Origin of the sequence: Methyloprofundus sedimenti (assembly GCF_002072955.1) — a bacterium.
GTDB lineage: Bacteria > Pseudomonadota > Gammaproteobacteria > Methylococcales > Methylomonadaceae > Methyloprofundus > Methyloprofundus sedimenti.
In genome coordinates, this window is the sequence record NZ_LPUF01000003.1 from 289,975 (window position 1) to 316,513 (window position 26,539).

The window sequence follows — 26,539 nt, forward strand, 5'->3', positions numbered from 1 at the left end:
CCCAAAAAACAAAACAAAATATGTCAATTTCCAATATCGTAAAATCCATCCAGGACATTATGCGTAAAGATGCAGGTGTCGATGGCGATGCCCAGCGCATAGGCCAAATGGCCTGGCTATTATTCCTGAAAATCTTTGATGCACAGGAAGAAGAGCTAGAAATGATGGATGACAACTACGAGTCACCCATTCCAGAAGCGTTACTTTGGCGCAACTGGGCAAGTAATAGAGAAGGCATAACTGGCGATGGTATGCTCGACTTTATCAATGGAAAATTATTTCCTGGTATAAAAAACCTACATGCCACACCGACTAGCAATGCGCGTGGTTTTGTCGCTAAAGAAGCCTTTAGTGATGCCTTTAACTACATGAAAAACGGCACACTACTGCGCCAGGTCGTGAATAAAGTTGATGAAATAGATTTTAACTCCTCCAGTGAACGCCATACCTTTGGCGATATTTATGAAACCATTCTAAAAGACCTGCAATCCTCAGGAAATTCAGGTGAGTTTTACACGCCAAGAGCCGTCACTCGTTTTATGGTGGATGTGATTAATCCCAAGTTAGGCGAAAAAGTCATGGACCCTGCTTGTGGCACAGGCGGTTTTTTAGCCTGTACTATGGATCATATTAAAGAATCGGGCAGTGTTAATACCCCCGAAGACAATCAAATATTACAAAAGCAGATTTATGGGGTAGAGAAAAAACAATTACCGCATTTGCTGTGTACAACTAATATGTTGCTGCATGGTATCGAAGTGCCCAGCCAAATCTTGCACGATAACACCTTAGCACGACCTCTGCGTGACTGGGGGCCAAGAGATCGAGTAAAGGTCGTAGTTGCTAATCCACCATTTGGTGGCATGGAAGAAGATGGCATCGAATTGAATTTCCCTGCCGCGACCCGCACTCGCGAAACCGCTGATTTATTTCTGCAATTGATTGTACATATTTTAGAAGCCAATGGCAGGGCCGCCATAGTATTACCCGATGGCACTTTATTTGGTGAAGGCGTAAAAACCAAAATTAAAGAAAAACTACTGGATGAATGTAACCTGCATACCATTGTCCGCCTACCTAATTCAGTCTTTGCGCCTTATACCAGCATAAAAACCAATATCCTGTTTTTTGAAAAAGGCTCACCCACCCAAGAAACCTGGTATTACGAACAACAATTAGCAACAGGGGTAAAAGCCTATAACAAAACCAAGCCGATGAAACTGGCCGAGTTTGATAGCTGTAAACAATGGTGGGGTGGTGAACAGCGTAAAGACCGTGTAGAAAACGAGCAAGCGTGGAAAGTTTCTATCGAGGAGATTAAATCCAGCAATTACAACCTTGATGTTAAAAACCCACATCAAATTGACATTGATCATGGTGATCCTGATGAGCTGTTGGCAGATTACCAAAACCTGCAAGGTAAAATAGCCAATACTTTAGATCAGCTAAAAGCGGAACTGGAAAAAGCATTGACTGAGGCCCAGCAATAATGGAGATGGATAAGCTAGTGCCAGAGGCGGGGAATTTGGCGGGATTTATTGATCAGTTTCCTGTTTTTGCTAGTGCGCCTGGTGGAATTGAAAAAATTAAAGAAATGGTGCTTCAACTTGCTGTAATGGGCAAACTTGTTGAGAATAGCCTAAAACTCCACTTCTCTTTTGGATGATTTGATTACAAAAAAAGAGATGTTAATAAAGTCCAAAATTCTCAAACGCGCTAAATATTCAGGTGAAATCGATGAAGATGAGAAACGTTTTTTAATACCTGACAATTGGGTATGGGCTAGAGCATCAGATATTTATGATATTCGAGATGGTACTCACGATAGTCCTAAATATCAAGATAACGGACTTCCTTTAGTTACCAGTAAGAATATTTATTCTGGGAAGTTAGATTTAACAAATGTTAAGTACATATCAGACGAAGACCATGCAAAAATTTCTGAACGTTCAAAAGTTGATAAGGATGATATTTTATTTGCAATGATCGGTAGTATTGGAAACCCTGTAATTATCGATATTGATCCAATCTTTAGCGTAAAGAATGTAGGTCTTTTCAAATATTATGATCGAAGTCAAAGTGTTCCAGAGTTTTTACTGTTGTTTTTAAAATTAGCAGCTGTTTGGATGAAAGAAGAAGCTTCAGGTGCTGTGCAATCATTTGTTTCGCTAGGACAATTACGCTCTATCCCAATTCCACTTCCTCCCCTAGAAGAACAAAAACGCATCGTCGCTAAAGTCGATGAATTAATGGCTCTCTGCGACAAATTAGAAGTCCAACAACAGCAACAAGCCAATAATGTTTTGCGTGCCAATACCGCTGCCATCAATGCACTGTTAAACCCTGAGCCACAACAAACGACAAAAAGCCAAAAAACATCGGCAACCGTTTCAGTCAGCGAGACAAAAGCCAGCTTCGAGCAAAACTGGAAACGTATCGCCCAACACTTCAACACCCTCTACGGCTGCACCCTCCCCATGCCTGATGGCGAAGGCCGCAAGAAAAAACATTTGGTGGGATTGGAGAATGTTAAGGCATTGAGACAGGTAATAACTACATTAGCACTAATGGGAAAGTTAGTTTCTCAAGACAAAAATGATGACACAGCATTAACCTTATTAAATAAAATTGCTCTCGAAAAAGATAAGCTTGTTGATAACGGTTTAATCAAAAATGGTAAGCCACTTATTCCCATAGACCTTTCTGAACAGAGTTTTGATTTACCAGCATCATGGGAATGGACTCGACTACATGAAATTATGGCTGTTGTTACCGATGGTGATCATCAAGCTCCACCCAAAGCAAATACTGGCATTCCTTTTTTAGTTATTGGAAATTTAAACCAAGGCAAAATTAACAGAGAAAATTGTAGGTTTGTACCAAATGAATATTATGAAAAATTAAATTGGAGCCGAAAGCCAACCAAAAAAGATATTCTATATACTGTTACAGGCTCTTATGGGATTCCTATTATGATTGATGTTTCGTATGATTTTTGTGTCCAGCGGCACGTTGCAATTTTAAAATCATCTAAATCGACACCAGACCAATACATAAATTTAGTTCTTCGTTCAAAGTATGCTTTTGATTATGCATCTAATATAGCTACTGGTATTGCACAGAAAACAGTTCCATTAACTGGACTAAGGAATATGCCTATTCCAATACCACCTGAAGCTGAACAAAAACGCATAGTAGTCAAAGTCGATCAACTAATGAACCTATGCGATCAACTTGAACAACAACTCACCCAATCTTATAGTGATGCTGAAAAATTAATGCAGGCGACAGTACAATCTTTGGTAGCGTAAAAATAAAAAATAAGAGACAACTATGGATAATCAAATTTCTAACCTCTTTCTTGAAAGAAGCCAGTTTGTATTAATAGGGTTAACAGGTAGAACAGGCTCAGGTTGCACTACTGCTGCAAACATATTGGAATCAGACCCACCTCAATTTCCTGAATATAAAGATGCAACATACAATGGCATTAATTTTTATAGTGGATTGAGTCAAAAACGATATGACATTGTAAAAAGCTATGCTGAAAACAATTGGAATAAATTTTACTCAATTAAAGTTAGCGATCTTATTTCTGTATATCTTCTCACCTTAAATTCAGAAGAAATACTGGAGTTTATATGGCGCTCATATAAGGGGAGTGACAACAGTATTACTGAGGAGAAAATACGGGAAAAACTGGAAACAGGAATTTTTAATCAAAATAAGATAACTGAAGAGTTTACTTTTTGTCGTGATTATCTTTTAAATCATGAGAAAAAAGAAAATCCAAATAAAGATCAGTTGGAGCATTGCATTTCATACTTTAAGGCAATAAAAACATTTACAAAAGAATTTAAAGATGACCTTAGATCCCTATGCAATGATTTATATATATCTACTTATCAAGCGGCTGGAGTATCAATAAGAAAGTTAGGCCGCGTAGACACTAATTATGACACCCTTGAATTCTCTCCCAAAAAGGTATTTCATTTACCAGAAACAATTAATAGAATTGTTAAAATCATTAGGGCTTTTAAGAAAAATAAAGCTTTCATTGTAATTGATGCCATTAGGAATCCTTATGAAGCCCAGTTTTTTAAAGATCGATATTCAGCTTTTTATCTTGTTTCAATTAATGCTACTACTAAAGACAAAAATGAGTATTTAAAAAACACATAAGTTCACTGCTGATCAGATTGAAGAAATGGATTGGAAGGAGAGTGGTAAGGAACCTCTTAAGCATAAAGAATTTATTGGTCAGAATGTAAAAAGGTGTATTGAAATATCAGATATACATTTATTTAACCCAAGAAATGAAATCACTAATCACAATGTATTGAAATCACAGCTTGCATGGTATTTCTCTTTAATGCTACACCCTGGTTTAATTTCGCCAACACCGCTAGAAAGGGTTATGCAGTTTGCATATACCGCAAAGACAAACTCAGGTTGTATTTCACGACAAGTAGGTGCTGTCATTACCGATTCAAATTATTCAGTGAAAGCAATTGGCTGGAATGATGTTCCACAAGGTCAAGTACCCTGTTCACTTCGTTCTGTAGATGGTTTACTTAATGATTTTGATCCCGTTATATATAGTGAATACGAGAGGAATGATGAGAAACTTAGAGCCCAAGCTGAAAAGAAATTTAAAAAAATTCTAATAAAAAGTGAAGATTTAGGGGGGCGGAATCCTGCCTACTGCTTTAAGGACTTAAAAAATGCTATTGAACCTGATGAGAAAAACCAAGTTCATACGCGATCACTTCATGCTGAAGAAAATGCATTTTTACAAATAGTAAAATATGGTGGACAAGCTATTGAAGGCGGTAAGCTGTTTACTACTGCCAGCCCTTGTGAATTATGTGCAAAAAAAGCTTATCAATTAGGCATAAAAGAAATTATTTACATTGATCCATATCCTGGTATTGCTATCAATCATATTTTATCTATTGGATTAAATCCACCTATATTAATTCAATTTAGAGGTGCTGTAGGAAAAGGTTATCATCAGCTATACGAGCCTACACTTCCTTATAAAGATGAGTTGGAATATTTTCTTTAATCGATCAGGATAATACTCATGAAGAGTCACTTTTTCGCATACATCAGTAAAATTCGTTGGCTGCAACGCTGGGGATTAAAGCGTAATGCGGTTGCTGAGAATGTCATGGAACATAGCTGGGAAGTCTCGGTTATTTCTCATGCTTTAGCCTTGATAAAAAATCGTTATTTTGACGGCAATCTTGATGTAAATGCCATAGTTGTTGCGGCGCTGTATCACGACTGTAGCGAAGTCCTTACAGGTGATATGCCTTCTCCCATCAAATACCACTCGCTTGAAATAACCAGGGCTTATAAAACCATTGAAAAGAAAGCGGAGTATGAATTATTAAACTTACTTCCTGAAGGCCTTAAAGATGATTACAGAACATCAATGATCGAGGAAGAGTTACCTAAAGACCATAAAATTATTATTAAAGCCGCAGATACTATTTCTGCCTACCTTAAATGTAAAATGGAAGTGGCTGCTGGAAACCAGGAATTTTCTATTGCTGAAAAAGATATTGAGGCTAAATTAAAAGCTATTGCCTTGCCAGAGGTTAAGTATTTTTTAGACACATTTTCATCAAGCTATGAATTAACGTTGGATGAATTATTTAAGTAATATTAAATGCAATAAGGATGAATTTATTACGTTTCGTATATTGGCTTTTTTATGACCTATAAATGACAAGCGATGCAACCTGGACAAAAAAGCACGGTAAATCCTGTTATGGTTATAAGCTATTAGCCAATGCTAACAAGTCATTGATGGTTTGGTCAGCCGATTCAATCGGCTACATTAAGTAGCATCGTCAATTCATCCGGGCTGACTATCGCATCAATGATAAACAGTAATTTGGAGTCTATGGCCTGCTGTCTAGCTGAAGCAATATCAGCGGCCTAGGCCGCATTTTCTTCATGCCGTCTTATCCAGCGGAAACGCGGATCTGTGCGGATTGCTTTCCAGCAAGGTGTTTAAAACATCGCCAGTGACCCCAAAAATATCTGCTACACTCGCATCTGCGAGGTTATCGAGTATTGTTTCACTTACATTCTTGACCATATTAGCTGCTCCTTACTTTGAATCAATCAGACTAAATACAAACAAACTGTGCGCTGTTTAGAATATAATAACCAAACTTTATTACGTGCAAATATACACTTATCCAGCCCTGCCCGACAAAATCATTTTTGCTCATCCTACATTAAGCTTTGCAAGGGCGTAAGAAAAGTATTTGCTCAATAACTTGAAGTTCGCTTTAATTAAATGGTACATTGAAAAATATGACAATTTATTGAAACCTAAGCCGGTAACTATTTAGTTGTTAGTCACTGCCTGATTTGGAATTTACACAAGTGACTTCGAGTTGAGTGCTTTTAAGTTCTAACTGATTTCATACCGGACAGATTCGCAGATAATAATCTTAAAAGAAAAAAATAGTTCATGCCTAACAATCCTAATCTAATTCGGTTTTGTACAACAACGACCAGCAAAGCTTTTTATTTGCTGATAGTGCTTTGGACTCTTGTGTTTACCCCTTCAGCGCATGCCTGGCACCCGATCTCTTCAAATACAAAAATTCTCGGCATTTATCCAGATTACCCAAAAATCCTTTATGAGCAGTTACCGAATGCAGCAGCGGTAAAGCGTGGAGAATATCTGGTAAAAATCGGTGATTGTATTGCTTGCCATAGTAATCCTAAGGCAGGAACATATCCGTTTTCTGGCGGTTTGCCTATCGACACTCCTTTTGGTACCTTTTTTACGCCCAATATTACACCCGATAAAACAACCGGGATTGGCAACTGGAGTGAGCAGGATTTCATACAGGTCATGCACCAGGGTATACGCCCGAATGGTTCCAATTCCTTTCCCGCATTTCCCTATGTTTATTTCAATCGTATCAAGCCACAAGATTTAAAGGACATCTGGGCCTATTTGCAGGTTATCCCTGCCGTTAGCCTGGGAAATAAAGGCAATACACTACCTGCTATAATTGATTGGCGAATCTGGCAAACTGTCTGGAAGAGTCTCTACTTTTATCCTGACCAGGGAGTTTTTAACAGCGACCCGGACAAATCTGAGGCATGGAACCGTGGAGCCTATCTAGTTAATGGTCTGGGGCATTGCACCATGTGCCATACGCCAATGAATGTAATGGGCGCAGAAGAAAAAAAATATTTTCTTACTGGCTCGTTGATCGAAGGATACTGGGCGCCGGATATCACTGGCTTGGGATTAAGTAGTGCACGCAGGTATCAAGTGGCTAATGTGTTTCGCAAGAGCCAGTTGATTAATGCTGCAGGCCCTGTCAGAGGACCGATGGCTGATGCCAATCATGACAGCTTACAATATTTAACCGATGACGACAGCCTCGCAATTGCTGAATATTTAAAAAGTGTCGTCAGCAAGCAGCCACGTAATCTGCCACAGCGACTTGAGGATCAACCTCGATTAAAACGCGGCGAACAGGTTTATGCCAATGTATGTGTCATCTGCCATTTAAAGGGTGAGGCAGGGGCGCCCAGAATAGGTGATCAAGCCAACTGGGAACAACGCCTTGCAAGTTCTGACAAGGGCTTATCCGGTTTGTATAGTCATGCGATTAACGGTTTCAATAAAATGCCGGTAAAAGGCGCGTGTGTTACCTGCAATGATGCTGATGTAAAGGCCGGGGTAGATTACATTCTGTATCAATCACTATTGCATTCGCAGTGGATCGAGTTGCAAAATCCATTGCCCTTACCTCGAGTTGCAACGACTAGCTTTACTCTGGGTAAGCAGGTTTACCGCAACAACTGTAGCGTCTGTCATGACCAGGGGCAATTGGGAGCACCGAAAATCGGTGATGAGCAGCAATGGCAGGCGCGAATTAAAAAAAATATGGATGTGCTAATTTTAAATACACTGCAGGGTAAAGCCAATATGCCAGTCAAAGGAGGATGTTCTCATTGTACTGACACAGAAATTATTGCAGCGGTGAAATATCTGGTACAGCAAAGCCAGAAACAAAATAACTATACATTGTGGTGAGAGTATCAATAAAATGAACCCTGAAAAATCGTATCTCTCATATTTGAAACAGTGTCTGACTGCCTTCGGAATTAGCATGCCGATATCTGCTATGGCCGAATGGAGCATCAACCTACCCAAAGGCGTGACTCCTGTAAGTCGGGATATCTATGACTTGCATATGCTCACCATGGCAATTTGTGCGGGTATCGGCTTGATAGTATATTCCTTTCTGATTTTCATTCTGTTTCGTTACCGGCGCTCGCGCGGCGCAAAACCGACTGATTTCGATAATAACAGTACCCTGGAAAATATCTGGACAGTCACTCCTTTTCTCATTCTGGTCGCCATGGCTATCCCTTCAACCCTGGTTCTAATAGATATGGAAGATGAATCTAATGCTGATATCACTATCAAAATTACTGGATCGCAATGGCAATGGCACTATGCCTATCTGGATAAAGACATTGAATTCTACAGCAGGTTGTCTACGCCAACAGAGCAGATTCATGGACATGCCAAAAAGGGAGAATGGTATTTACTGGAGGTCGATAAACCTCTCGTTTTACCTGTTCATCAGAAAGTGCGTTTTTTGGTAACGTCAGATGATGTTATTCATTCCTGGTGGGTCCCGGAACTAGGGGTAAAACGTGACGCGATTCCTGGTTATATACATGAATCCTGGGCGAAAATTCTTGAACTGGGAATTTATCGGGGCCAGTGTGCTGAGCTATGCGGAGTCGATCATGCATTTATGCCTATCGTCGTTAAAGCGGTTACGGAACAAGAGTTTACTCAGTGGCTTGCACAGCAGAATAAACCACCTCACCCTGAGGAGACCGTCAAATGGAAAATGGATACAGAAATGCGTAAAGGAAGAGAGCACTATATGCATTATTGCGCAGCGTGTCATCAGGAAGATGGCAGTGGAATCCCGCCGCTGTTTCCAGCATTAACTACCAGCTCTGTGGTAGTAGGTAAACCCATCAGTCGGCATATAGACCTGGTACTACAAGGCGTTCCCGGCAGTGCCATGCCTGCATTTGCAGGGCAACTCAGTAACGCTGAAATTGCAGCTATCATTACATACGAACGCAATGCCTGGGATCATGATACCGGTGATCTTATAACACCTGAACAAGTGCAGATGCGCCGATCAAAATAACCGGATTAGAGCAACACAACCATGAATATGCAACCAGATTCAATGACTGAACAAGCCGCAGAAAAAACTTGCGGGGGCTTGACCGGCTTTCTAAAGCACTGGGTATTTACCACTAACCATAAAGATATTGGTACATTATATCTTTGTCTTAGTTTTGTGATGTTTTTTGTTGGTGGAGCAATGGCCCTGATCTTGCGTGCAGAACTGTTCATTCCGGGCTTACAACTGGTCAGTCCAAATTTTTATAATGTGCTGGTCACAATGCATGGTCTAATCATGCTCCTGACGGTGATTATGCCCGTGGCTGTTGGCCTGGCAAACTGGCAAATACCCATGATGATCGGTGCTCCGGATATGGCACTTCCGCGGCTTAATAATATGAGTTTCTGGATACTGGTGTTTGCTATTTTACTGCTCGGTAGCACTATTTTCATGGATGGCGGTGGTCCTAATTTTGGCTGGACTATGTATGTACCCCTTTCCACTAGTTTTGGCCCACCTAGCACTGATTTTCTGATTTTTTCTGTGCATATGCTGGGGATTTCATCAATCCTGGGATCAATCAACATCATTGCCACTATCATTAATATGCGCGCGCCAGGTATGACCTGGATGAAACTGCCGATGTTTGTATGGACATGGTTAGTCACCGCCTTCCTCTTGCTGACTATTATGCCTGTGCTGGCAGGTGCAGTAACCATGATGCTGGCAGACCGAAATTTTGGCACCAGCTTTTTTAATTCAGCCGGTGGTGGAGATCCTTTGTTGTTCCAGCATTTATTCTGGTTCTTCGGGCATCCGGAAGTCTACGTACTGATTTTGCCGGCATTTGGCGTTATCAGCCAGGTTATCCCTACCTTTAGTCGTAAAAAGTTGTTTGGTTATAACCGTATGGTTGTCGCGACCCTTGCCATTGCGTTTTTATCCCTTACGGTTTGGGCACACCATATGTTTACCAGTGGTTTGCCTCTGGCAGCAGAAATTTATTTTATGTATGCCACCATGTTAATTGCAATTCCAACCGGCATAAAAATATTTAATTGGCTAGCGACCATGTATCAGGGTTCAATAACTTTCGAAACACCGATGTTATTTGCCGTCGGGTTTATTGTGATGTTTACCTTCGGAGGTTTTACCGGCATCATGATGTCGATTGCACCGAGTGATTTTCAGTATCAAGACAGTTATTTTATTGTTGGCCATTTCCATTATGTGCTGGTACCTGGTGCCGTATTTGCCTATATTGCCGGTATCTATTACTGGCTACCTAAATGGTGTGGCAGGATGTACAGCGAAACTTTAGGTCAATGGCATTTCTGGCTGATGGTTTTTGCGACCAATCTAACTTTTTTTCCCATGCATTTTCTTGGTCTGGCGGGTATGCCCAGAAGAATACCTGATTATGCGCTGCAATTTACTAATTTCAATATGATTGTGACAGTAGGAGCCTTTATCTTCGGATTCTCCCAGCTTATATTTCTTTATAATGTGGTGCGCACTATAAAAAGAGGACCGCGCACGACTGCTCAGGTATGGGATGGAGCTGATGGATTGGAGTGGACGCTGTCATCACCACCTCCGCACCATAGTTTTCAGACGCCTCCGGACATTAAGTAATGAACGTACAGCCAATAAAACATAGCCGTAATAGCCAATATTTCATACCGGGACCTTCTGTCTGGCCGGTATCTTTATGTGCAAGTATTATTCTTTTCTTTATTGGTGCCGCGAATTGGTTACATGATCGCTGGTTTGGCCCCTACCTGCTATATCTTGGCTTACTCTGTATTCTGGGAGCAATGTGTGCCTGGTTTACTAATGTCATACGCGAGAATAAAGCGTCAAACTATAATACGCAAGTGGGTTATTCGTTTCGCTGGGGAATGACCTGGTTCATTTTTTCTGAAGTTCTTTTTTTTGCTAGTTTCTTTGGCGCGCTTTTTTATACCCGGGTGTTCAGTGTGCCTGAATTAAGTGGGGCTATTCGCCCATTGACACATATCTTATTATGGCCGGATTTTTCTGGGGGCTGGCCTTTATTACATAATCCAGATAACAGACAATTTCTCGGCGCTAATTCAGTAGGCAATATCTGGGGAATCCCGGCGCTGAATACTTTATTGCTATTATCCAGTGGTGTCACCTTAACCATTGCTCATTGGGGCCTATGCCTGAAAAGGCGAGCTGTATTAATCGGCGGACTGTTTTTTACCATACTGCTGGGAGCAACTTTTCTCGGCTGCCAGGCTTCGGAATATTATGCTGCTTATCAACAGCATGGTCTAACGCTCAATGCAGGTAGCTACGGTAGCCTGTTTTTTCTTTTAACCGGGTTTCATGGCGCGCATGTTACCATCGGCTCGACGATGTTAATCGTTATGTTGATACGCAGTATTCAGGGAGATTTTTCTCCAGAGAATCATTTTGCCTTCAGTGCGACCGCCTGGTACTGGCACTTTGTTGATGTCGTCTGGCTCATGTTATTTATATTTTTTTACTGGATTTAAAACTGAAATAAAAGCACGTAGGGCGTGGCTTTAGCCCGCAAACAGACTTTGGCGGGCTAAAGCCACGCCCTACTATGAATGTTCACTGAAATCACAGGACCAACTATGACCTTTATGGTAAAAGTATATTGGCTGATCACCCTGCTCGGGGTTCCTGCCAGCATTACTCTGGCGACAAATTATCCAGATGCCTATTATCTGACCGGATTTTGCCTGCTATGGGCAATTATCGGGGGCTACGATATATACTTTAGCCGCAGCAACTTACGCCGTAATTACCCTGTGGTTTGTTATCTGCGTTATATTCTTGAATATATACGCCCCGAAATTCACCAGTATTTTATTGCCAATAATATAGAAGAAAGACCCTTTAACCGTGAACAAAGGAACCTGGTTTATCGACGCGCCCGATTATTTCCTGATACTTTACCCTTTGGAACCGAGGTGGATATTCTGGAAGATGGTTATCTATCTGCAGAGCATTCTCTGAATCCAAAAGAAATTGCTAAACAGGATACTAGAGTATTATTCGGTGGTACGCAATGTACTCAGCCATATAGTGCTTCTCGATTAAATATCTCAGCAATGAGCTTTGGGGCCTTAAGTGCAAATGCCATATTAGCTTTGAATAAAGGCGCCAAAATAGGCGGGTTTGCCCATAATACTGGGGAAGGAGGTCTTAGTCCCTATCATTTAAAATTTGGTGGAGATATTATCTGGCAAATTGGTACCGGGTATTTTGGTTGTCGTAATCAGGATGGGAGTTTTAATGCCGATGCCTTTCAGGAGCGTGCATCTCTTGACGTTGTAAAAATGATAGAAATCAAACTATCACAAGGAGCTAAACCTTCTCATGGTGGTATATTACCTGCCGCTAAAGTAAGCAAGGAAATTGCCAAAATCCGTCTGGTTGAGGCAGGAAAGGATGTTGTCTCTCCCCCTGCACACAGCGCTTTCAGTACACCTAAAGGTTTACTGCAATTTGTTCAACAACTACGTGAGCTAAGTGGTGGCAAGCCTGTTGGCTTTAAATTGTGCCTGGGCAAGAAAAGTGAATTTCTCTCAATTTGCAAAGCGATGCTTGAATCTCAAATTTTCCCGGATTTTATTACTATTGATGGAGCAGAAGGTGGAACAGGTGCAGCTCCGTTAGAATTCTCCAACCGTCTAGGTACTCCGTGCCTGGAAGCGATTTATTATGTGAATCAGGTTCTGATTGGGCTCAATATTAAAGACCAGATACGGATTATTGCTTCAGGAAAAACTGCATCAGGGTTTGACCTGCTGGCAAAAGTTGCTCTGGGTGCCGATACTGTTAATGCTGCGCGGACCATGATGCTGGCGTTGGGATGTGTTCAATCACAAGCCTGCAATACCAACAAATGTCCAACCGGCATTGCCACCCAAAATCCAAACCGGGGAAAAGCAGTGAATGTCGAAAACAAACATGTACGAGTGGCTAATTTCCAGGATCAAACCGTCTCTTCGTTTTTGCAGCTATGCGGAGCTATTGGCTATGAACATCCTGATATGCTTCGTCCATCAGATATTTACCGCCGTTTTGATCAAGGCTTATTGCACTTTGATGAAATCTACACACCATTGCAGCCAGGTCAATTACTGTCAAATGATGTTCCAAAAACATATTTTGCCGATTGGCAAAAAGCATCACCGGAGTATTTTTAATAATTCCACACAACCGATATAACAGTATTCTACCAATTTATCGTAATGATGCCCTTGGCAAGATTATTAAGTACCAGTAAAATTTTTTACTCCGCACACTGAACAACGATTTGAATGGAGAGCACCTATGACCGAAGAATTTAATACAGCAAAAACACAGCTAGATATATTGGCCCCCACGTCATTATCGGGCAATGCCATACTGGAAAATCCATTACTAAATAAAGGCACCGCATTTAGTGAAGAAGAACGCATTGAATTGGGCTTGCTCGGCTTATTACCCCCACATATTGAGAGTCTCGATGATCAGGCTCTACGCGCCTACGAAGCATTTTCCATGTTTGAAACTGAACTGGAAAAACATATTTATTTGCGTGCTCTTCAGGATAATAATGAAATACTTTTTTACCGCATGGTGCATGACCACCTGACAGAAATGATGCCCATTATCTATACACCTGTAGTCGGTGAAGCCTGTCAAAAATTTAGTGAAATCTACCGGCGTTCCAGAGGGCTTTTTATCAGTTATCCCGAACGTCAATATATTGAGACTATTTTAGACAATGCTATCGGCAAAAATATTCGCGTCATTGTAGTAACTGATGGTGAGCGCATTCTCGGCTTAGGCGATCAGGGAGCGGGTGGAATGGGAATTCCAATTGGCAAACTTTCTCTTTATAGCGTATGCGGAGGCATAGATCCGGCAACGACTCTACCTATTACCCTGGATGTGGGCACCAATAATGAAGAACGCATCAAAGACCCCTTATACATAGGCTGGCGTCATTCGCGCATAAATGGTGAACAATATTACGAATTTCTGGATTTATTTGTACAGGCCGTAATACGCAAATGGCCGCAAGTGGTATTACAATTTGAGGATTTTGCTCTGATCCATGCAACACCTTTACTGGAGAAATATCGCGATCAACTATGTACCTTCAATGATGATATACAAGGCACGGCAGCAGTGACGGTTGGCACCTTACTAGCAGCGGTTAAAGCTGCCAATGTCAGTCTATGTGAGCAAAATGTTGTTTTTCTCGGAGCAGGTTCTGCAGGTTGCGGCATAGCCGAACAAATTATTGCTGCTATGGTGATGCTAGGGCTAACAGAAGCAGATGCGCGCCGGCATATATTCATGGTTGACCGTCACGGCCTGGTGCATGATGGCATGGAAGCAAAATTCCCGTTTCAACAGCGCCTGGCACAATCTTATACCCGGGTAGCAAACTGGTCAGCAGACAGCTCTCAAAGCATCAGTTTGTTAGAGGTGATAAAACAGGCACGCCCAGCTATTTTGATTGGCGTCTCAGGACAACCAGGGCTTTTTACAGAAGAAATTATCCGTGAAATGACTCGCGGTACTGCAACACCGATCATTTTTCCTTTATCTAATCCTACTGCACGTATCGAAGCAGAACCTGCTGATGTGATAAAATGGTCCGACGGCAAGGCATTGATAGCTACCGGAAGTCCATTCTCACCGGTCAATTATAAGGGGCAAAATTACCCCATAGCTCAATGCAATAACAGTTATATCTTTCCTGGGATAGGCCTGGGTATACTTGCTTCCGAAGCCAGCCGAGTAACTGATGGCATGTTAATGGCTGCCGCCATTGCGCTTAGTGAAAGTGCGGAAAACGATACCGGCTCTTCCGAATCCGGTTTGCTTCCTCCTCTAGAGGATATCCGTAAGGTGAGCAAGAATATTGCACTTGCAGTCGGTTTGCAAGCTCAGAGCGACGGTGTTGCGTCTAAGACATCCATTGAAATATTACAGGATAAAATTAATGAGACTTTCTGGGAACCTAATTATCATCCCATTAAGCATCAATTATAATTATCTGAACCTAGGCCATGAATGCCATTTCAGGACAAGATTAACATAAGGCTTGATACTCAACGCCTGTTATTCCAGTCTGAATAACTATCACATATCAGGAGCTAAAAATGAGTTTGTCCATCATGACTTACCAACCCGTAGGTGACAAAAAAAACTCGGATTTTTTCAACGACTATCGTCTGAAAATATTTCAACGCCGAAAATCGAGTGGGATTGATGATTTACTGGAAAATATTTGCGCACTTGTCGTTCAGGTAGAAACCGGAGACGCTCTGGCCTATATGGAAGAATTATACCTACTTACACCATTCCGCTTTCAGGATGCTTATCTTAATGAAACGCACAAGATCTATATTATGCAAGCCAGACCTGAATGGCCCCGCTACATCGTTCTGGAACCTCTGGATAAAACCTTCAGAGATGATTTAACACGTCTAAACCTGCTTTATCCACTGGCACGTAAAAAACCTAACGCGCGTTATGTGGGTGAAGTATTCAATACTCGTGACTTGGCAGAAACGCGAAATATTCTTGAATCGCATAATATTCGTTTTCATTACCCCGATGAAACCGAAAACAAGTTCTTCTCCAACCGCCATTTCAACTTCACTCAGCCTTCTTCACTGACAGGCAATCGTGTAGGTTATATGCCTATAGAGGCATTTGAAATGGATAAAATTGAGTTGGGGCAACGTATTTTATTACGTAAAAATGAAATAGAAGCACTCGCACAAGCAGCAGACAGAGCCGCAGCAAAAGAGACAAATGAATTATTACTGGGTGTCGATCATATGGCGACGCGAATCTTGTCGGGTGAAAGAGAAGATGCTATTCTCGAGTTTCTCACCATGTCAAACTATTACTTCTGGGGTGCCTATAATATTGCCGACCAAAATTCATCAACTAATGTCAATAGACATCCCGGTGTCGATGATGATAAATTTTCTCCAGCCAAGGTCTTTACCGCGAATAATATACCTTCATTTGTGAATTCATTCGAGAACTTACCCATGCCTACAGAAGATTTTGTCAGAAATTATGGCAGACGTATGCATCATATCGCCTATGAAGTAAAAGACGGAGATCATATGGGCGGAGAAAAGAACATTGATTTTGTTGTGGATACCCTGAAAAGTTACGGCCTCCCTTTTCTTGCAAATGTCGTTGGTGAATGTACAGATAAGCCTAATCTCAAGCAGATTTTTTCTAAACATTCTGAATACTCACTTTTGATCACTGAATATGTTGAACGCTGCCATGGCTTTGATGGTTTTTTCACCAAAGACAATGTAGCCGCTCTAACCCAGGCTGCAGGCGCTGACGAACGCTACCATCACGGTAATATATTTGATTAATTTTTTGCTGCGAGATATAAAATCAAAATTCACACATAATTAACATCTGAATTCAGAACACACAATTGTTAATGAAACTGGTGTTACACGCGAAAGCATTAATAAGCGGTTAAATAATTAAAAAAATACTGGCTCTCTAGATGGTCAATGTACCTGCATAGACTCATTATGAAGCCTTGAAAGATACTCTACCAAGGTTGCTAGAATGGCCAGTATCCCATTTTCCTACAGGTCCTCTAAGCCTTTTACACTTCATTTAGACAAATACTGCTCACTGGTCAAAGCGTTAAGAAAAGCCACTAAATCTTTTTTTTCCTGATTTGTTAAATGCAAAGGGAAAATAGCGGGATCCTGAAATGCATTTTTATCGCCGCCTTTATCATAGTATTCAACAACCTCTGCTAAGGTATGAATACTGCCATCATGCATATAGGGTGCCGTTAAGGCGACATTTCGCAGCGTAGGGGTTTTAAATTTACCTAAATCGGCAATGGCATGAGTTACGTTAAATCGACCTAATTCTGCCCTCTGTGCCTCGGTAAAAGAAAATTCATCTGCATTCTCCCCTGTTCTTATAGCTTGAACAAACACATCTATTTGTGGATTCACTTTATCAAAACCTACACCTAGATTATAAAATCGATTATCCATAAACAAGGCATCTTTGCCGCTTATCTCGTGGCAGTTGGCACAGTTGCCTTTGCGTCTAAAAAGGCGCATTCCACGCGCTTCGCTTGGAGTTAACGCCAGCCTATCACGACCGAATAAATAGCGATCGAAAGCTGAGTTGCCTGCAATCAATGTACGCTCAAAACTCGCTATAGCTTGAGCTATCTGCTGTACCGTTATTTCTGCCGAATTAAATACTACTGTAAACTGTTGCTGATAATAAGGGTCTTGAGCAACTACCTCAACGATTTGCCGATGACTTTTTAAGCCATGCTCGATAGGATTCAAAAAAGGACCAAGTGCCTGCTCTTCTAGACTGGCTGCTCTGCCATCTAAAAATAAAGTCTGGTAATAAGCTGCATTGATAACTGTTGGTGCATTTCTAAAACCGACTTGTTGTCTAATACCAACAGCAACTTTTTGTCCGTCAGTAAAGGCCCTGTTTTTATCATGACAACTAGCACAGCTAATTGTTTCATCCTGGCTTAGACGTTTATCATTAAAAAGCTTTTTACCCAAGGCGATTTTTTTAAGTGTTTGCTGGTTATTTACTGGTATAGAAAGCCCTGGCAGGCCAAGTAAGTTATCTGCTAAAACCAATGAAACCTGTAAACACAGTAAGAAACCCATGCTAACTTTTTGCATATCTTGCTCCAAAACACGAACATTCAGAGTCTGCATTACATATCTTTATGTTGCATCGAATGCTTTATAGATTTTCGAAAAAAAAGCCCTTTAATGAAAGGGCTCAGAAAAAAGGGTTAAAGCTACTTTAACCAATAATCTCCAGTATTAGCAAAGCAGCCTTTAGCCCTCAACAATTTATCATGGAAAATTTAAATAGATATTTAGTCTTGCTCAGGCATATCCTGAACAATCAGGACGTAAGGTTCACCCAACGGAAATTCATCATCCATATTTTTAAAATAAATAACTTTACCGTAGGTCTCGTTAACTGCAGGTAATATTTTTGCAGCTTCTTCAGCTGTTAAATCCGGAAATGTTGCATGAGCTCTTGGCACTTCTACCAGATGATAATGCCAGTAATGTTTTTCTTCTTCTGGCAATGAATTATATTGCGCTGTAGTAATAATGTACTCAAAACCAATTGGCTTATCCTGATCTTTCATACCTGAGTGGAACATTAAGCAAATAAAAGTACCGTCGTCATAGGCTTTACAATGATGATGCACTATTGTTTGTAATTTGGGATCGTTGACATCATGGGTATCAGGTTTTATATGTCGGATCGCTTGAATATGTAAATCGTTAAAGCCCAAATGATTTGGATATTCTTTTTGGCGAGGATTCAAGGTTTCGTTGTATACCGCTGCTTTTTCTACGACAACAGGTGCTTGTTCAGATTTTGAACAGCCACTTACCAGAACGATTAACGCGCTAGACATAAGTAATTTTAGTTTCATTTTATTCTTCCCCGGTTTATAAAAAGCCCATTAAACAGCTTTCAAAAATTATTATTATTAAATAGTTTCGAGTAAATATATATTAGTAATTTATTATATTGTAACAGGAAAACATGTCAAATATTTCCCGACTAATTTACTATATTTTTCCCGTAAAATAAATATATACTTATATTTCAATGATTTATAAAATTTAATACAAATTAACGGGTCGTTCATCCTACCCTTGTATTTTATTATTTTGCCTATAAGATAGATCTGAGAGTCATACTACATATTGAAATAAACATTATTGACTTTGTTTTCAGGCTCAAGATTCATACCCTGGCATTTGATAATCTAACGCTTTTTAGCCATTACGTATTTATTATGAACATAAAAAAACACCTATTATTTAGTTTAACTTTAAGCATAACCATGGCGGCTAGCCAAGTCTCGGCCTTTAGTGATTCACCTGATAGTAGCTACCCATTATCGCCTCAGCAAACTATTCCTACGCTGGCTCCTATGCTAAAAAATGTATTACCCAGTGTTGTTAACATTTCTACGCAAGGTACTGTTGCTGTCCAACAGCACCCGATGATGAATGATCCCTATTTTCGTCGTTTTGTGCCGCAAATGCCTACACAAAGGCAAACTCAGGGCATAGGCTCAGGCGTCATTGTCGATGCAAATAAGGGTTATATCATTACTAATAACCACGTAATCGCTAACGCTGACACTATCTTTGTTACTTTACATAACAAGCAAAAATTAAAAGCCAAATTAATTGGCACAGACGCAGAAACAGATATTGCTGTTTTACAAGTAGAGGCCAAGGACTTGACCAGTATTCCTCTGGGTGATTCTGATGAATTACAGGTCGGGGATTTTGCTGTGGCAATTGGTAATCCATTTGGCCTTAGCCATACCGTAACTTCAGGCATGATTAGTGCGTTGGGACGAACCAATCTAGGTATTGAAGGCTATGAGAACTTTATCCAGACAGATGCCTCTATCAATCCGGGTAATTCAGGTGGTGCATTAATTGATTTACGTGGACGCTTGATCGGTATCAATTCTGCGATACTCGCTCCCTCAGGTGGTAATGTAGGTATTGGTTTTTCGATTCCTATTAACATGACAAAAAAAGTCATGAATCAGTTACTGGAACATGGGGAGATTAAACGTGGCTTGTTAGGTGTACAAATTCAGGATTTAAACTCTGACCTTGCTGATGCCATGGATTTAAAAGGCAAACGTGGCGCATTGGTATCAAAAGTATCGCCTAATAGTGCCGCTGAAAAAGCAGGTATTAAGGCAGGCGATGTGATTGTTGCTATCAATGGAAAAAAAATAACCGGCGCTAGTTCATTACGCACTAATATCGGCATGAAACGTGTCGATGAAGAAGTAAGTGTTGATTTATACCGCGACAAGCAACTTATGACAGTAACAGCGAAAATAGGTGGCGCTTCTCCAGGGCGACTAACTGCCTCGTCTACTGAATTGCCTTTATTAAAAGGCGCAACTTTAAAAGAACTGAGCACGAAGCAACCCTATCAAGGTGTTAGCAAAGGCTTATTGATTACGGGTGTACAAGCAAATAGTCCTGCTGCCCAAGTGGGTTTGATGGACGGCGATATTATTTTGGCAGTCAATAAAAAAGAGGTCGCGACACTCGCAGATTTAAAGCAAGCAGCAAGCTTATCACATGATCAACTCCTTCTGCATTTGCAACGCGGACAAAGTTTTCTATATTTTGTGATTAAATAGCAGGGACAAATTAATCAGGGGTGGACATTAGCGTTGTCCACCCTTCACTACTAGATTGAGTAATTATGATGTTAGATATACAACAAATTCCAGTTCTTAATGATAATTACATTTACCTTATTCATGACCCTGAATCGCAAGAAACAGCCGTCGTTGATCCAGCGTTAGCAGAACCAGTATTAGATGTACTTAAACAAAAAAACTGGCAACTTAACTATATTCTTAACACCCATCATCATGGAGATCATATTGGTGGAAACCTGGCGTTAAAAAAGAAAACTCAGTGTAAAATTGTCGGATCTGCAACAGACCAGCAACGTATCCCTGGTATTGATATATCATTAAGTGAAGGTGACATCTTTAAACTGGGCAACTACGAGTTTCAGGTAATTAGTTGTTCAGGACATACTATCGGCCATATCGCCTTTTATCAGCCTGAAGCTAAGGCACTTTTCTGTGGTGATACCTTATTTGCAATCGGTTGCGGTCGTTTATTTGAAGGTTCAGCCGAACAAATGCTGCAATCGTTAAAAAAATTTTCCAGCCTTCCTTTAGATACAAAAGTCTACTGCGCGCATGAATATACGGCTGCGAATGCACAATTTGCACTTTCAGTAGAACCTGAGAATACTAACTTACTTAAAGCAGTTGAGCGTATTAAGCAACTCAGGGAAAATAACCTACCGACCGTTCCAACAACCCTGGAACAGGAACAGACCACTAACCCGTTTTTACGTACTGACAGTCCTGACATACAACAAACACTGGCTATGCAAGGAGCTTCTGAACTAGCTGTATTTACTGAACTCCGGCTAAGAAAAAATCGTTTTTGAAACCAGCAATAGTATGGTTTGTTTACTGAACTTATTTGTTAACAAAAATTTACTAAAAAAACGAAAAACATACTATGGGCAAAAACCTGGTTTATCCATTGCTACTCATCTTAGCGTTTTTTTCCTTGAATAATCGCTTCAGGGTGACGCTCTAAATAATCCGCTAATAAGCGTAAGGATTTTGCAGAACGGCTTAACTCTATTAAAGTGCTATTTAAATTGCGTTGTAACTGAGCATCTCCATTGAATACTTCACTTATATTGTCTGCACTCACTTTAAATTGATCAAGCGTTAAATTGGTATTTGCAATCGTTTGTTGAATATCCGCCAATAAAGGCGCAGTTGCATTATCCAGTTTTTGCATAGTCGTACTGCTATGCTTCAAAGTTGTTTCAGCATTAACAGCAATCGCCACTGAATGCTTATTAAAAGTAGTTAGAATACCTTCTAATTCAGTTAAAGAAGCTGATAAAGCATGAATCGCCTGTTTGGTTTCATCAGAACCCGTAATTTGCTTAATATTTTTAACCGTTAACAACAACTCTGTAAACAACTCCTGAATATCAAGATTCTGAAACTCTCTAATTACATCAGTTATATTTTTTTGCACCTCCTGACTACTGGAGGTAATCGCAGGCAATTCTACAAAATCATGATTTAAACCGGTTAACTTAACTGGTAACTTGGGGTTTAATAAAGATTCTATATATAATTGCCCAGTGACTAAACTGGTATATTGCAATTGCATACGCAAACCATCACTTATCAATTGCTCCATAACCATCTTGTCGCTATGAGGATCCTTTAGATCCAGTATTTGTTTACATTTTTGATGATCTATTTCAATAAATACCGGCGTCAATATACGTTTAGTGTTTGGATCTAGTTGTACTTGAATATCGGTTACCTTCCCTATCGGGACACCCTGCATTTTTACCAAAGCACCAATAGATAAACCATTCACTGATTCATTAAAATAAATAACATATCTGGATTTCGCCGTGAACCATTGACCACTGGTAAACACTGTAATGCCCAAAAGAGCAATCAACACTGCTCCCATCACAAAAACACCAATAATAGTCGGATTAGCTTGTTTACTCATGCATCCCTCTACTTAAAAACTGTTGTACAACAGGGTTTGGACATTTATTTAATAAATCTTTAGGTGGGCCTTGGGCAATTTGTGTTTTACTGATCGAATCCAGAAAAACACTATCCGTACCAATGGCAAACAGGCTAGGCAAATCATGAGTTACGACAACAATTGTCGTGCCTAGACTTGCCTGAATACTAATAATCAAGTCATCTAATAATTTGGCACTCAAAGGATCTAAGCCAGCGGAAGGTTCGTCAAAAAACAAAATATCCGGATCCAATGCCAAAGCCCTTGCAAGGCCCGCTCTTTTTTTCATGCCACCACTAATTTCTGCCGGATAATATTCCTCAAATCCCACCAGACCGACTAATGCCAGCTTAAAGTAAGCCAGACCTTGAATTTCATCATAACTTAAATCCGTATATTCTTTTAAGGGCAACTCTATGTTTTCCGCCAGGGTCAATGAACTCCATAATGCACCGCTTTGATACATTACACCATTAGCACGCATGATTTTCTTACGCTCTGTTTCAGAAATTTTCCATAAATTTGCATCCTGATAATAAATATCACCTGCAGCAGGTGCCTTTAAACCTAATAGATGCCTGAGTAAGGTACTTTTCCCACAGCCATTACCGCCCATTACGATAAAAATATCGCCTTTATAGATACTGAAATTAAGATCCTGCTGGATAATAAAATCACCATAAGCCATCGTTAAGTTTTTAACCTCAATATGTACTTGTTTCATATTAAAAATCTATAATCTGATAAACCACTGTCAAAGTAGCATCTGCGACTACAATACTCACTATTCCAGCTACTACGGCGGCTGTTGCCGCATCTCCAACGGAAGAAGAACTGCGTCCACATTGCATACCACTTAAACACCCGGATAATGCTACCAATACGCCAAAGACACTGCTTTTAATTAATCCTGCAAAAAAGTCATTCAGATCGAGTGCGGATTTGGTCTGTATTAAATACTCGACCACTGAAATATCCAGCAAAGTCACACTAACTAATAATCCCCCCAGAATCCCCATCAAATCAGCATATAAACATAATAGCGGCAGCATAATAATCAGCGCTAACATACGCGGTAAAACGAGAAAATCAATCGGTGAAATTCCTAAGGTTTCCAGAGCATCAATTTCCTCATTCACCTGCATGGAGCCTAGCTGCGAAGCAAATGCAGCCCCCGTGCGCCCTGCCATAATAATAGCCGTCATCATCGCCCCCATTTCCCTGGCCATGCCTAAACCTACCAGATTGGCTACATAAATTTGCGCCCCAAAAATCTTAAGCTGCATGGCACCGACAAATGCGAGTATCAATCCCACTAGCAGGCTAATTAATGTGACAATAGCTAATGCGCCGGGGCCGCATTCTTGCATAATCAGCCATAAATCTCTTTGTCGAAAACAGGCCTTACCTTGTAATAAACGTAAACTGCTCAGACATGCTTCACCAACAAACGTTAGCATAGCCTGAGTTTGCTGATAAAAAGCCAACGTTTGCTGTCCTAACCGCGCAAGGAATGATGCTTCATGTAGAATCTTTTGCCCACTGTCACGCACTGGAAAAGCAGAGGCTTGATGTAATAAGCCTTGTGCTGCAGCGGGCACATCCGCCATATTAAGGACAATACCCTGTTCTTTACAATACGCATCTAACTGAAATAAAAAAAGCACGAAACGGCTATCCCAGCGGCCTAGTTGCTGAATCTTTAAGTCAAGCTGCACACAGCTCTGTTTTTCCAGTTGAGGCTTAACTGACTTGAAACTGGGCACAATATTACCCATGACCCAGTCGCCCTGAATATGCGCTTTACTTATTTTGCCTTCAGTTGATGAAAGTTGAAACGTACATTGATCCAATGAAAAACCTATTGTTAAAAAACTATGCACATATAAGCAATAATTAGCGGACACAGTCAATAAAAAAATTGCTTATTTAACGACCCGTGGACGCCCTGTTGAAAAAATAGACTACCCTCTGTGAGCTTTACACACTCATGATTGAGACTTTGTGTCGACTGTTTTTCCGATAATACTGCACAGCAAACTTATACAGGCCAAATATATTGTATAATCATTTACATTATCAACCCAACCTCCTAATGAGCTTTATGGATTATTTATTAGCCAACACCCCTATAGAAACACTGAAAACTGAATGCCTTATCGTAGCAGTTTTTGAAAATAAACAGCTAAGCCCAGCAGCGCAAAAACTGGATTTATTGACCGATGGTTTAATTACGGATACTCTCCAACGCGGTGATATCAAGGGTAAAGTTGCTGATACCTTGCTGATAAATTATTTACCCTATGCTGCAATTAAACGTACGTTACTAGTGGGCTTTGGCGATGCCGACAAATTAACGCCGAAGGATTATCGTAAAGCAATAAATGCTGCCGCTAATACACTAAAATCAACCCAAATCAGCAGCGCTGACTGTTATTTAACCGAAATTAAGCTGGCTAAACACAGTATCACCTGGAACGCACGGCAGATTATTGAAGCTTTTGATACATCATTCTATCAATTTAATGATTGCAAAAGTAAACCAGCAGACATACTGGCTCTAAAAGCTTTAAGCCTGAATAGCCTGACAGATACAGATGCTATTCAAACAGGCATTAATCAAGGCAAAGCAATTGCACAAGGCGTTGCACTGGCAAAACGCGTCTCTGATTTACCAGGAAATATTTGTACACCAACGTATCTGGCTGGACAAGCACTTGAGATAGCCAAGCAAAATAAAAATTTAACAGCTGAAATTCTGGAAGAAGCCGATATGGAAAAACTCGGTATGGGCTCTTTTCTTTCAGTCAGTCGCGGTAGCCGTCAACCGGCTAAACTAATTACTCTGGAATATAAAGGGGCCGATAAAAATGTTCAGCCGATTGTATTTGTTGGCAAAGGTTTAACCTTTGATGCCGGTGGTATTTCTTTAAAACCGGGTGCTGGCATGGATGAAATGAAATATGATATGTGCGGTAGTGCAGCCGTTCTTGGTGCATTGCAGGCAGCAGCGCAATTAGAACTGCCATTGAATATTATCGGCATTATCCCCTCTTCCGAAAATATGCCTGATGGCGATGCCAATAAACCTGGAGATATTGTCACCAGCATGGCTGGGCTGACTATCGAAATATTAAATACCGATGCTGAAGGTCGTCTAATTCTGTGTGATGCACTCACTTACGCCAAAAAATTCAACCCCGATGTAGTGATTGATATGGCAACGCTGACAGGTGCGTGTTTGGTTGCCTTAGGACGTGTACCTAGTGGCTTGCTGGGTAATGACGATGCACTTTGCAATGACCTATATAGCGCAAGTGAAACCGCTTTGGATAGTGTCTGGCGTTTACCTTTATGGGATGAATATCAGGATCAGTTAAAATCTAACTTTGCCGATATAGCCAATATCGGCGGGCGTGATGCCGGAACCATTACAGCTGCTTGTTTTCTATCGCGATTTACCGAAGACTACCAATGGGCGCATCTGGATATAGCAGGGACAGCCTGGAAAACTGGAGATGCAAAAGGTGCAACAGGTCGCCCTGTGCCGCTATTAGTACAATATTTACTAGACCGCTCGAATGCCGCCTAAGGTTAATTTTTATATCTTGTCGTCCCAGTCGGAACAGGGACGACAACTATTTGCCTGCAAATTAGCTGAAAAGGCTTTTCGCCTGGGATTTAAAACTTATATACTGACTGATAATTTAATCCAGGCGCAACAAATGGATAAACAGCTTTGGACTTTTCGTGCCAACAGTTTTGTGGCACACGAAATTTACCAGAATGACTTACCGAGCATTGCTAATACCGTTATAATTGGCACACAACAAGCCCCTGCACCCTGGCAACATACACTGATTAATTTATCGACAAAATGTCCTGAAAATTTCATGCTATCAGAACAAATCCTTGAGTTATTAGATAATGATGAAACCCAAAAACAAGCAGGCAGGTTGCGTTACCGCCAGTATCAACAGCAAGGTATAACACCTAATACCCATACAATGTAACGTAGTCTGGATTAAATTTTTATTGCCAAGCAAGATAAACTCAACCCGACAATAGACTGTTTAAAAAGCAGTGTCGGATTATGTTATCTATGCTTCG

Annotated in this window: 23 protein-coding genes; 17 read left to right on the plus strand and 6 right to left on the minus strand. The window is 40.6% G+C overall.

Features of this window, described 5'->3' with window-relative positions:
• Positions 1 to 20: 20 nt before the first annotated feature.
• Genes AU255_RS16235 through yfbR form a run of 6 tightly spaced genes read left to right on the plus strand, consistent with a single transcriptional unit; the run spans position 21 to position 5,671 of the window.
• Entirely contained in the window at positions 21 to 1,490 is a 1,470-nt protein-coding gene (locus AU255_RS16235; protein ID WP_080523958.1) for a type I restriction-modification system subunit M, read from the plus strand.
• A gap of 5 nt (positions 1,491 to 1,495) precedes the next feature.
• Entirely contained in the window at positions 1,496 to 1,666 is a 171-nt protein-coding gene (locus tag AU255_RS20175) for a hypothetical protein (protein ID WP_233144710.1), read from the plus strand.
• A complete protein-coding gene (locus AU255_RS16240) occupies positions 1,659 to 3,311 on the plus strand; it encodes a restriction endonuclease subunit S (RefSeq protein ID WP_080523959.1) in 1,653 nt (550 codons plus the stop codon). Before AU255_RS20175 ends, AU255_RS16240 begins: the two co-directional genes overlap by 8 nt.
• Before the next feature lie 22 nt (positions 3,312 to 3,333).
• A complete protein-coding gene (locus AU255_RS20480) occupies positions 3,334 to 4,182 on the plus strand; it encodes a nucleoside/nucleotide kinase family protein (RefSeq protein ID WP_198942667.1) in 849 nt (282 codons plus the stop codon).
• 25 nt (positions 4,183 to 4,207) lie between these two features.
• Positions 4,208 to 5,068 carry a cytidine/deoxycytidylate deaminase family protein gene (locus tag AU255_RS20485; RefSeq protein ID WP_198942668.1) on the plus strand — a complete coding sequence of 287 codons (861 nt, stop codon included), beginning with the start codon at positions 4,208 to 4,210 and terminating at the stop codon, positions 5,066 to 5,068.
• A gap of 18 nt (positions 5,069 to 5,086) precedes the next feature.
• A complete protein-coding gene (gene yfbR, locus AU255_RS16250; protein ID WP_080523960.1) occupies positions 5,087 to 5,671 on the plus strand; it encodes a 5'-deoxynucleotidase in 585 nt (194 codons plus the stop codon).
• A 294-nt stretch (positions 5,672 to 5,965) separates the two neighbouring features.
• Here the strand turns inward: yfbR and AU255_RS20180 are convergent, their stop codons facing one another.
• The gene (locus AU255_RS20180) at positions 5,966 to 6,112 is read right to left on the minus strand and encodes a hypothetical protein (RefSeq protein WP_158083156.1); all 147 of its coding nucleotides are present in this window, start codon (positions 6,110 to 6,112) and stop codon (positions 5,966 to 5,968) included.
• Between the two features lie 381 nt (positions 6,113 to 6,493).
• Here AU255_RS20180 and AU255_RS16255 point away from each other — a divergent pair, with 381 nt between their 5' ends.
• From AU255_RS16255 to AU255_RS16285, 7 genes are all read left to right on the plus strand, one after another.
• Positions 6,494 to 8,083 carry a c-type cytochrome gene (locus AU255_RS16255; protein ID WP_080523961.1) on the plus strand — a complete coding sequence of 530 codons (1,590 nt, stop codon included), beginning with the start codon at positions 6,494 to 6,496 and terminating at the stop codon, positions 8,081 to 8,083.
• Between the two features lie 76 nt (positions 8,084 to 8,159).
• Positions 8,160 to 9,227, plus strand: coding sequence for a cytochrome c oxidase subunit II (coxB, locus tag AU255_RS16260; protein ID WP_143736001.1), 1,068 nt, complete (start codon positions 8,160 to 8,162; stop codon positions 9,225 to 9,227).
• A 42-nt stretch (positions 9,228 to 9,269) separates the two neighbouring features.
• Complete coding sequence (ctaD, locus tag AU255_RS16265) at positions 9,270 to 10,844, plus strand: cytochrome c oxidase subunit I (protein ID WP_408606496.1); 1,575 nt, start codon at positions 9,270 to 9,272, stop codon at positions 10,842 to 10,844.
• Positions 10,844 to 11,734: a cytochrome c oxidase subunit 3 gene (locus AU255_RS16270; RefSeq protein ID WP_080523964.1), complete on the plus strand. Its 891-nt coding sequence runs from the start codon at positions 10,844 to 10,846 to the stop codon at positions 11,732 to 11,734. The genes ctaD and AU255_RS16270 overlap by 1 nt, the downstream gene beginning before the upstream one ends.
• 105 nt (positions 11,735 to 11,839) lie before the next feature.
• The gene (locus AU255_RS16275; RefSeq protein WP_080523965.1) at positions 11,840 to 13,420 is read left to right on the plus strand and encodes an FMN-binding glutamate synthase family protein; all 1,581 of its coding nucleotides are present in this window, start codon (positions 11,840 to 11,842) and stop codon (positions 13,418 to 13,420) included.
• Between the two features lie 127 nt (positions 13,421 to 13,547).
• The gene (locus AU255_RS16280) at positions 13,548 to 15,263 is read left to right on the plus strand and encodes an NAD-dependent malic enzyme (protein ID WP_080523966.1); all 1,716 of its coding nucleotides are present in this window, start codon (positions 13,548 to 13,550) and stop codon (positions 15,261 to 15,263) included.
• A gap of 110 nt (positions 15,264 to 15,373) precedes the next feature.
• Positions 15,374 to 16,621, plus strand: coding sequence for a hypothetical protein (locus AU255_RS16285; RefSeq protein ID WP_080523967.1), 1,248 nt, complete (start codon positions 15,374 to 15,376; stop codon positions 16,619 to 16,621).
• Positions 16,622 to 16,873: 252 nt separating this feature from the next.
• Here AU255_RS16285 and AU255_RS16290 read toward each other — a convergent pair whose 3' ends face one another.
• Entirely contained in the window at positions 16,874 to 17,935 is a 1,062-nt protein-coding gene (locus AU255_RS16290; RefSeq protein WP_080524188.1) for a cytochrome-c peroxidase, read from the minus strand.
• Between the two features lie 203 nt (positions 17,936 to 18,138).
• Positions 18,139 to 18,714: a DUF1264 domain-containing protein gene (locus AU255_RS16295; protein WP_080523968.1), complete on the minus strand. Its 576-nt coding sequence runs from the start codon at positions 18,712 to 18,714 to the stop codon at positions 18,139 to 18,141.
• Positions 18,715 to 19,083: 369 nt separating this feature from the next.
• Between AU255_RS16295 and AU255_RS16300 the strand changes: the two genes are divergently transcribed.
• Together AU255_RS16300 and gloB are read left to right on the plus strand one after the other, a co-directional pair.
• Entirely contained in the window at positions 19,084 to 20,469 is a 1,386-nt protein-coding gene (locus tag AU255_RS16300; protein WP_080523969.1) for a DegQ family serine endoprotease, read from the plus strand.
• A 65-nt stretch (positions 20,470 to 20,534) separates the two neighbouring features.
• Entirely contained in the window at positions 20,535 to 21,302 is a 768-nt protein-coding gene (gene gloB, locus AU255_RS16305) for a hydroxyacylglutathione hydrolase (RefSeq protein WP_332889067.1), read from the plus strand.
• Positions 21,303 to 21,412: 110 nt separating this feature from the next.
• On the opposite strand, the gene AU255_RS16310 is transcribed toward gloB, so the two are convergent.
• The 3 genes from AU255_RS16310 to AU255_RS16320 are packed head-to-tail and all read right to left on the minus strand — an operon-like array spanning position 21,413 to position 24,282.
• Positions 21,413 to 22,408 (minus strand): MlaD family protein, encoded by a 996-nt coding sequence (locus tag AU255_RS16310; RefSeq protein WP_080523970.1) that lies wholly within the window; start codon positions 22,406 to 22,408, stop codon positions 21,413 to 21,415.
• A complete protein-coding gene (locus AU255_RS16315) occupies positions 22,401 to 23,153 on the minus strand; it encodes an ABC transporter ATP-binding protein (RefSeq protein ID WP_080523971.1) in 753 nt (250 codons plus the stop codon). Before AU255_RS16315 ends, AU255_RS16310 begins: the two co-directional genes overlap by 8 nt.
• A gap of 1 nt (position 23,154) precedes the next feature.
• Positions 23,155 to 24,282 carry an MlaE family ABC transporter permease gene (locus tag AU255_RS16320; protein ID WP_198942669.1) on the minus strand — a complete coding sequence of 376 codons (1,128 nt, stop codon included), beginning with the start codon at positions 24,280 to 24,282 and terminating at the stop codon, positions 23,155 to 23,157.
• A 251-nt stretch (positions 24,283 to 24,533) separates the two neighbouring features.
• Between AU255_RS16320 and AU255_RS16325 the strand changes: the two genes are divergently transcribed.
• Both AU255_RS16325 and AU255_RS16330 read left to right on the plus strand, forming a co-directional pair.
• Positions 24,534 to 26,021: a leucyl aminopeptidase gene (locus AU255_RS16325; protein ID WP_080523972.1), complete on the plus strand. Its 1,488-nt coding sequence runs from the start codon at positions 24,534 to 24,536 to the stop codon at positions 26,019 to 26,021.
• Complete coding sequence (locus AU255_RS16330; RefSeq protein WP_080523973.1) at positions 26,011 to 26,442, plus strand: DNA polymerase III subunit chi; 432 nt, start codon at positions 26,011 to 26,013, stop codon at positions 26,440 to 26,442. The genes AU255_RS16325 and AU255_RS16330 overlap by 11 nt, the downstream gene beginning before the upstream one ends.
• Positions 26,443 to 26,539 lie beyond the last annotated feature (97 nt).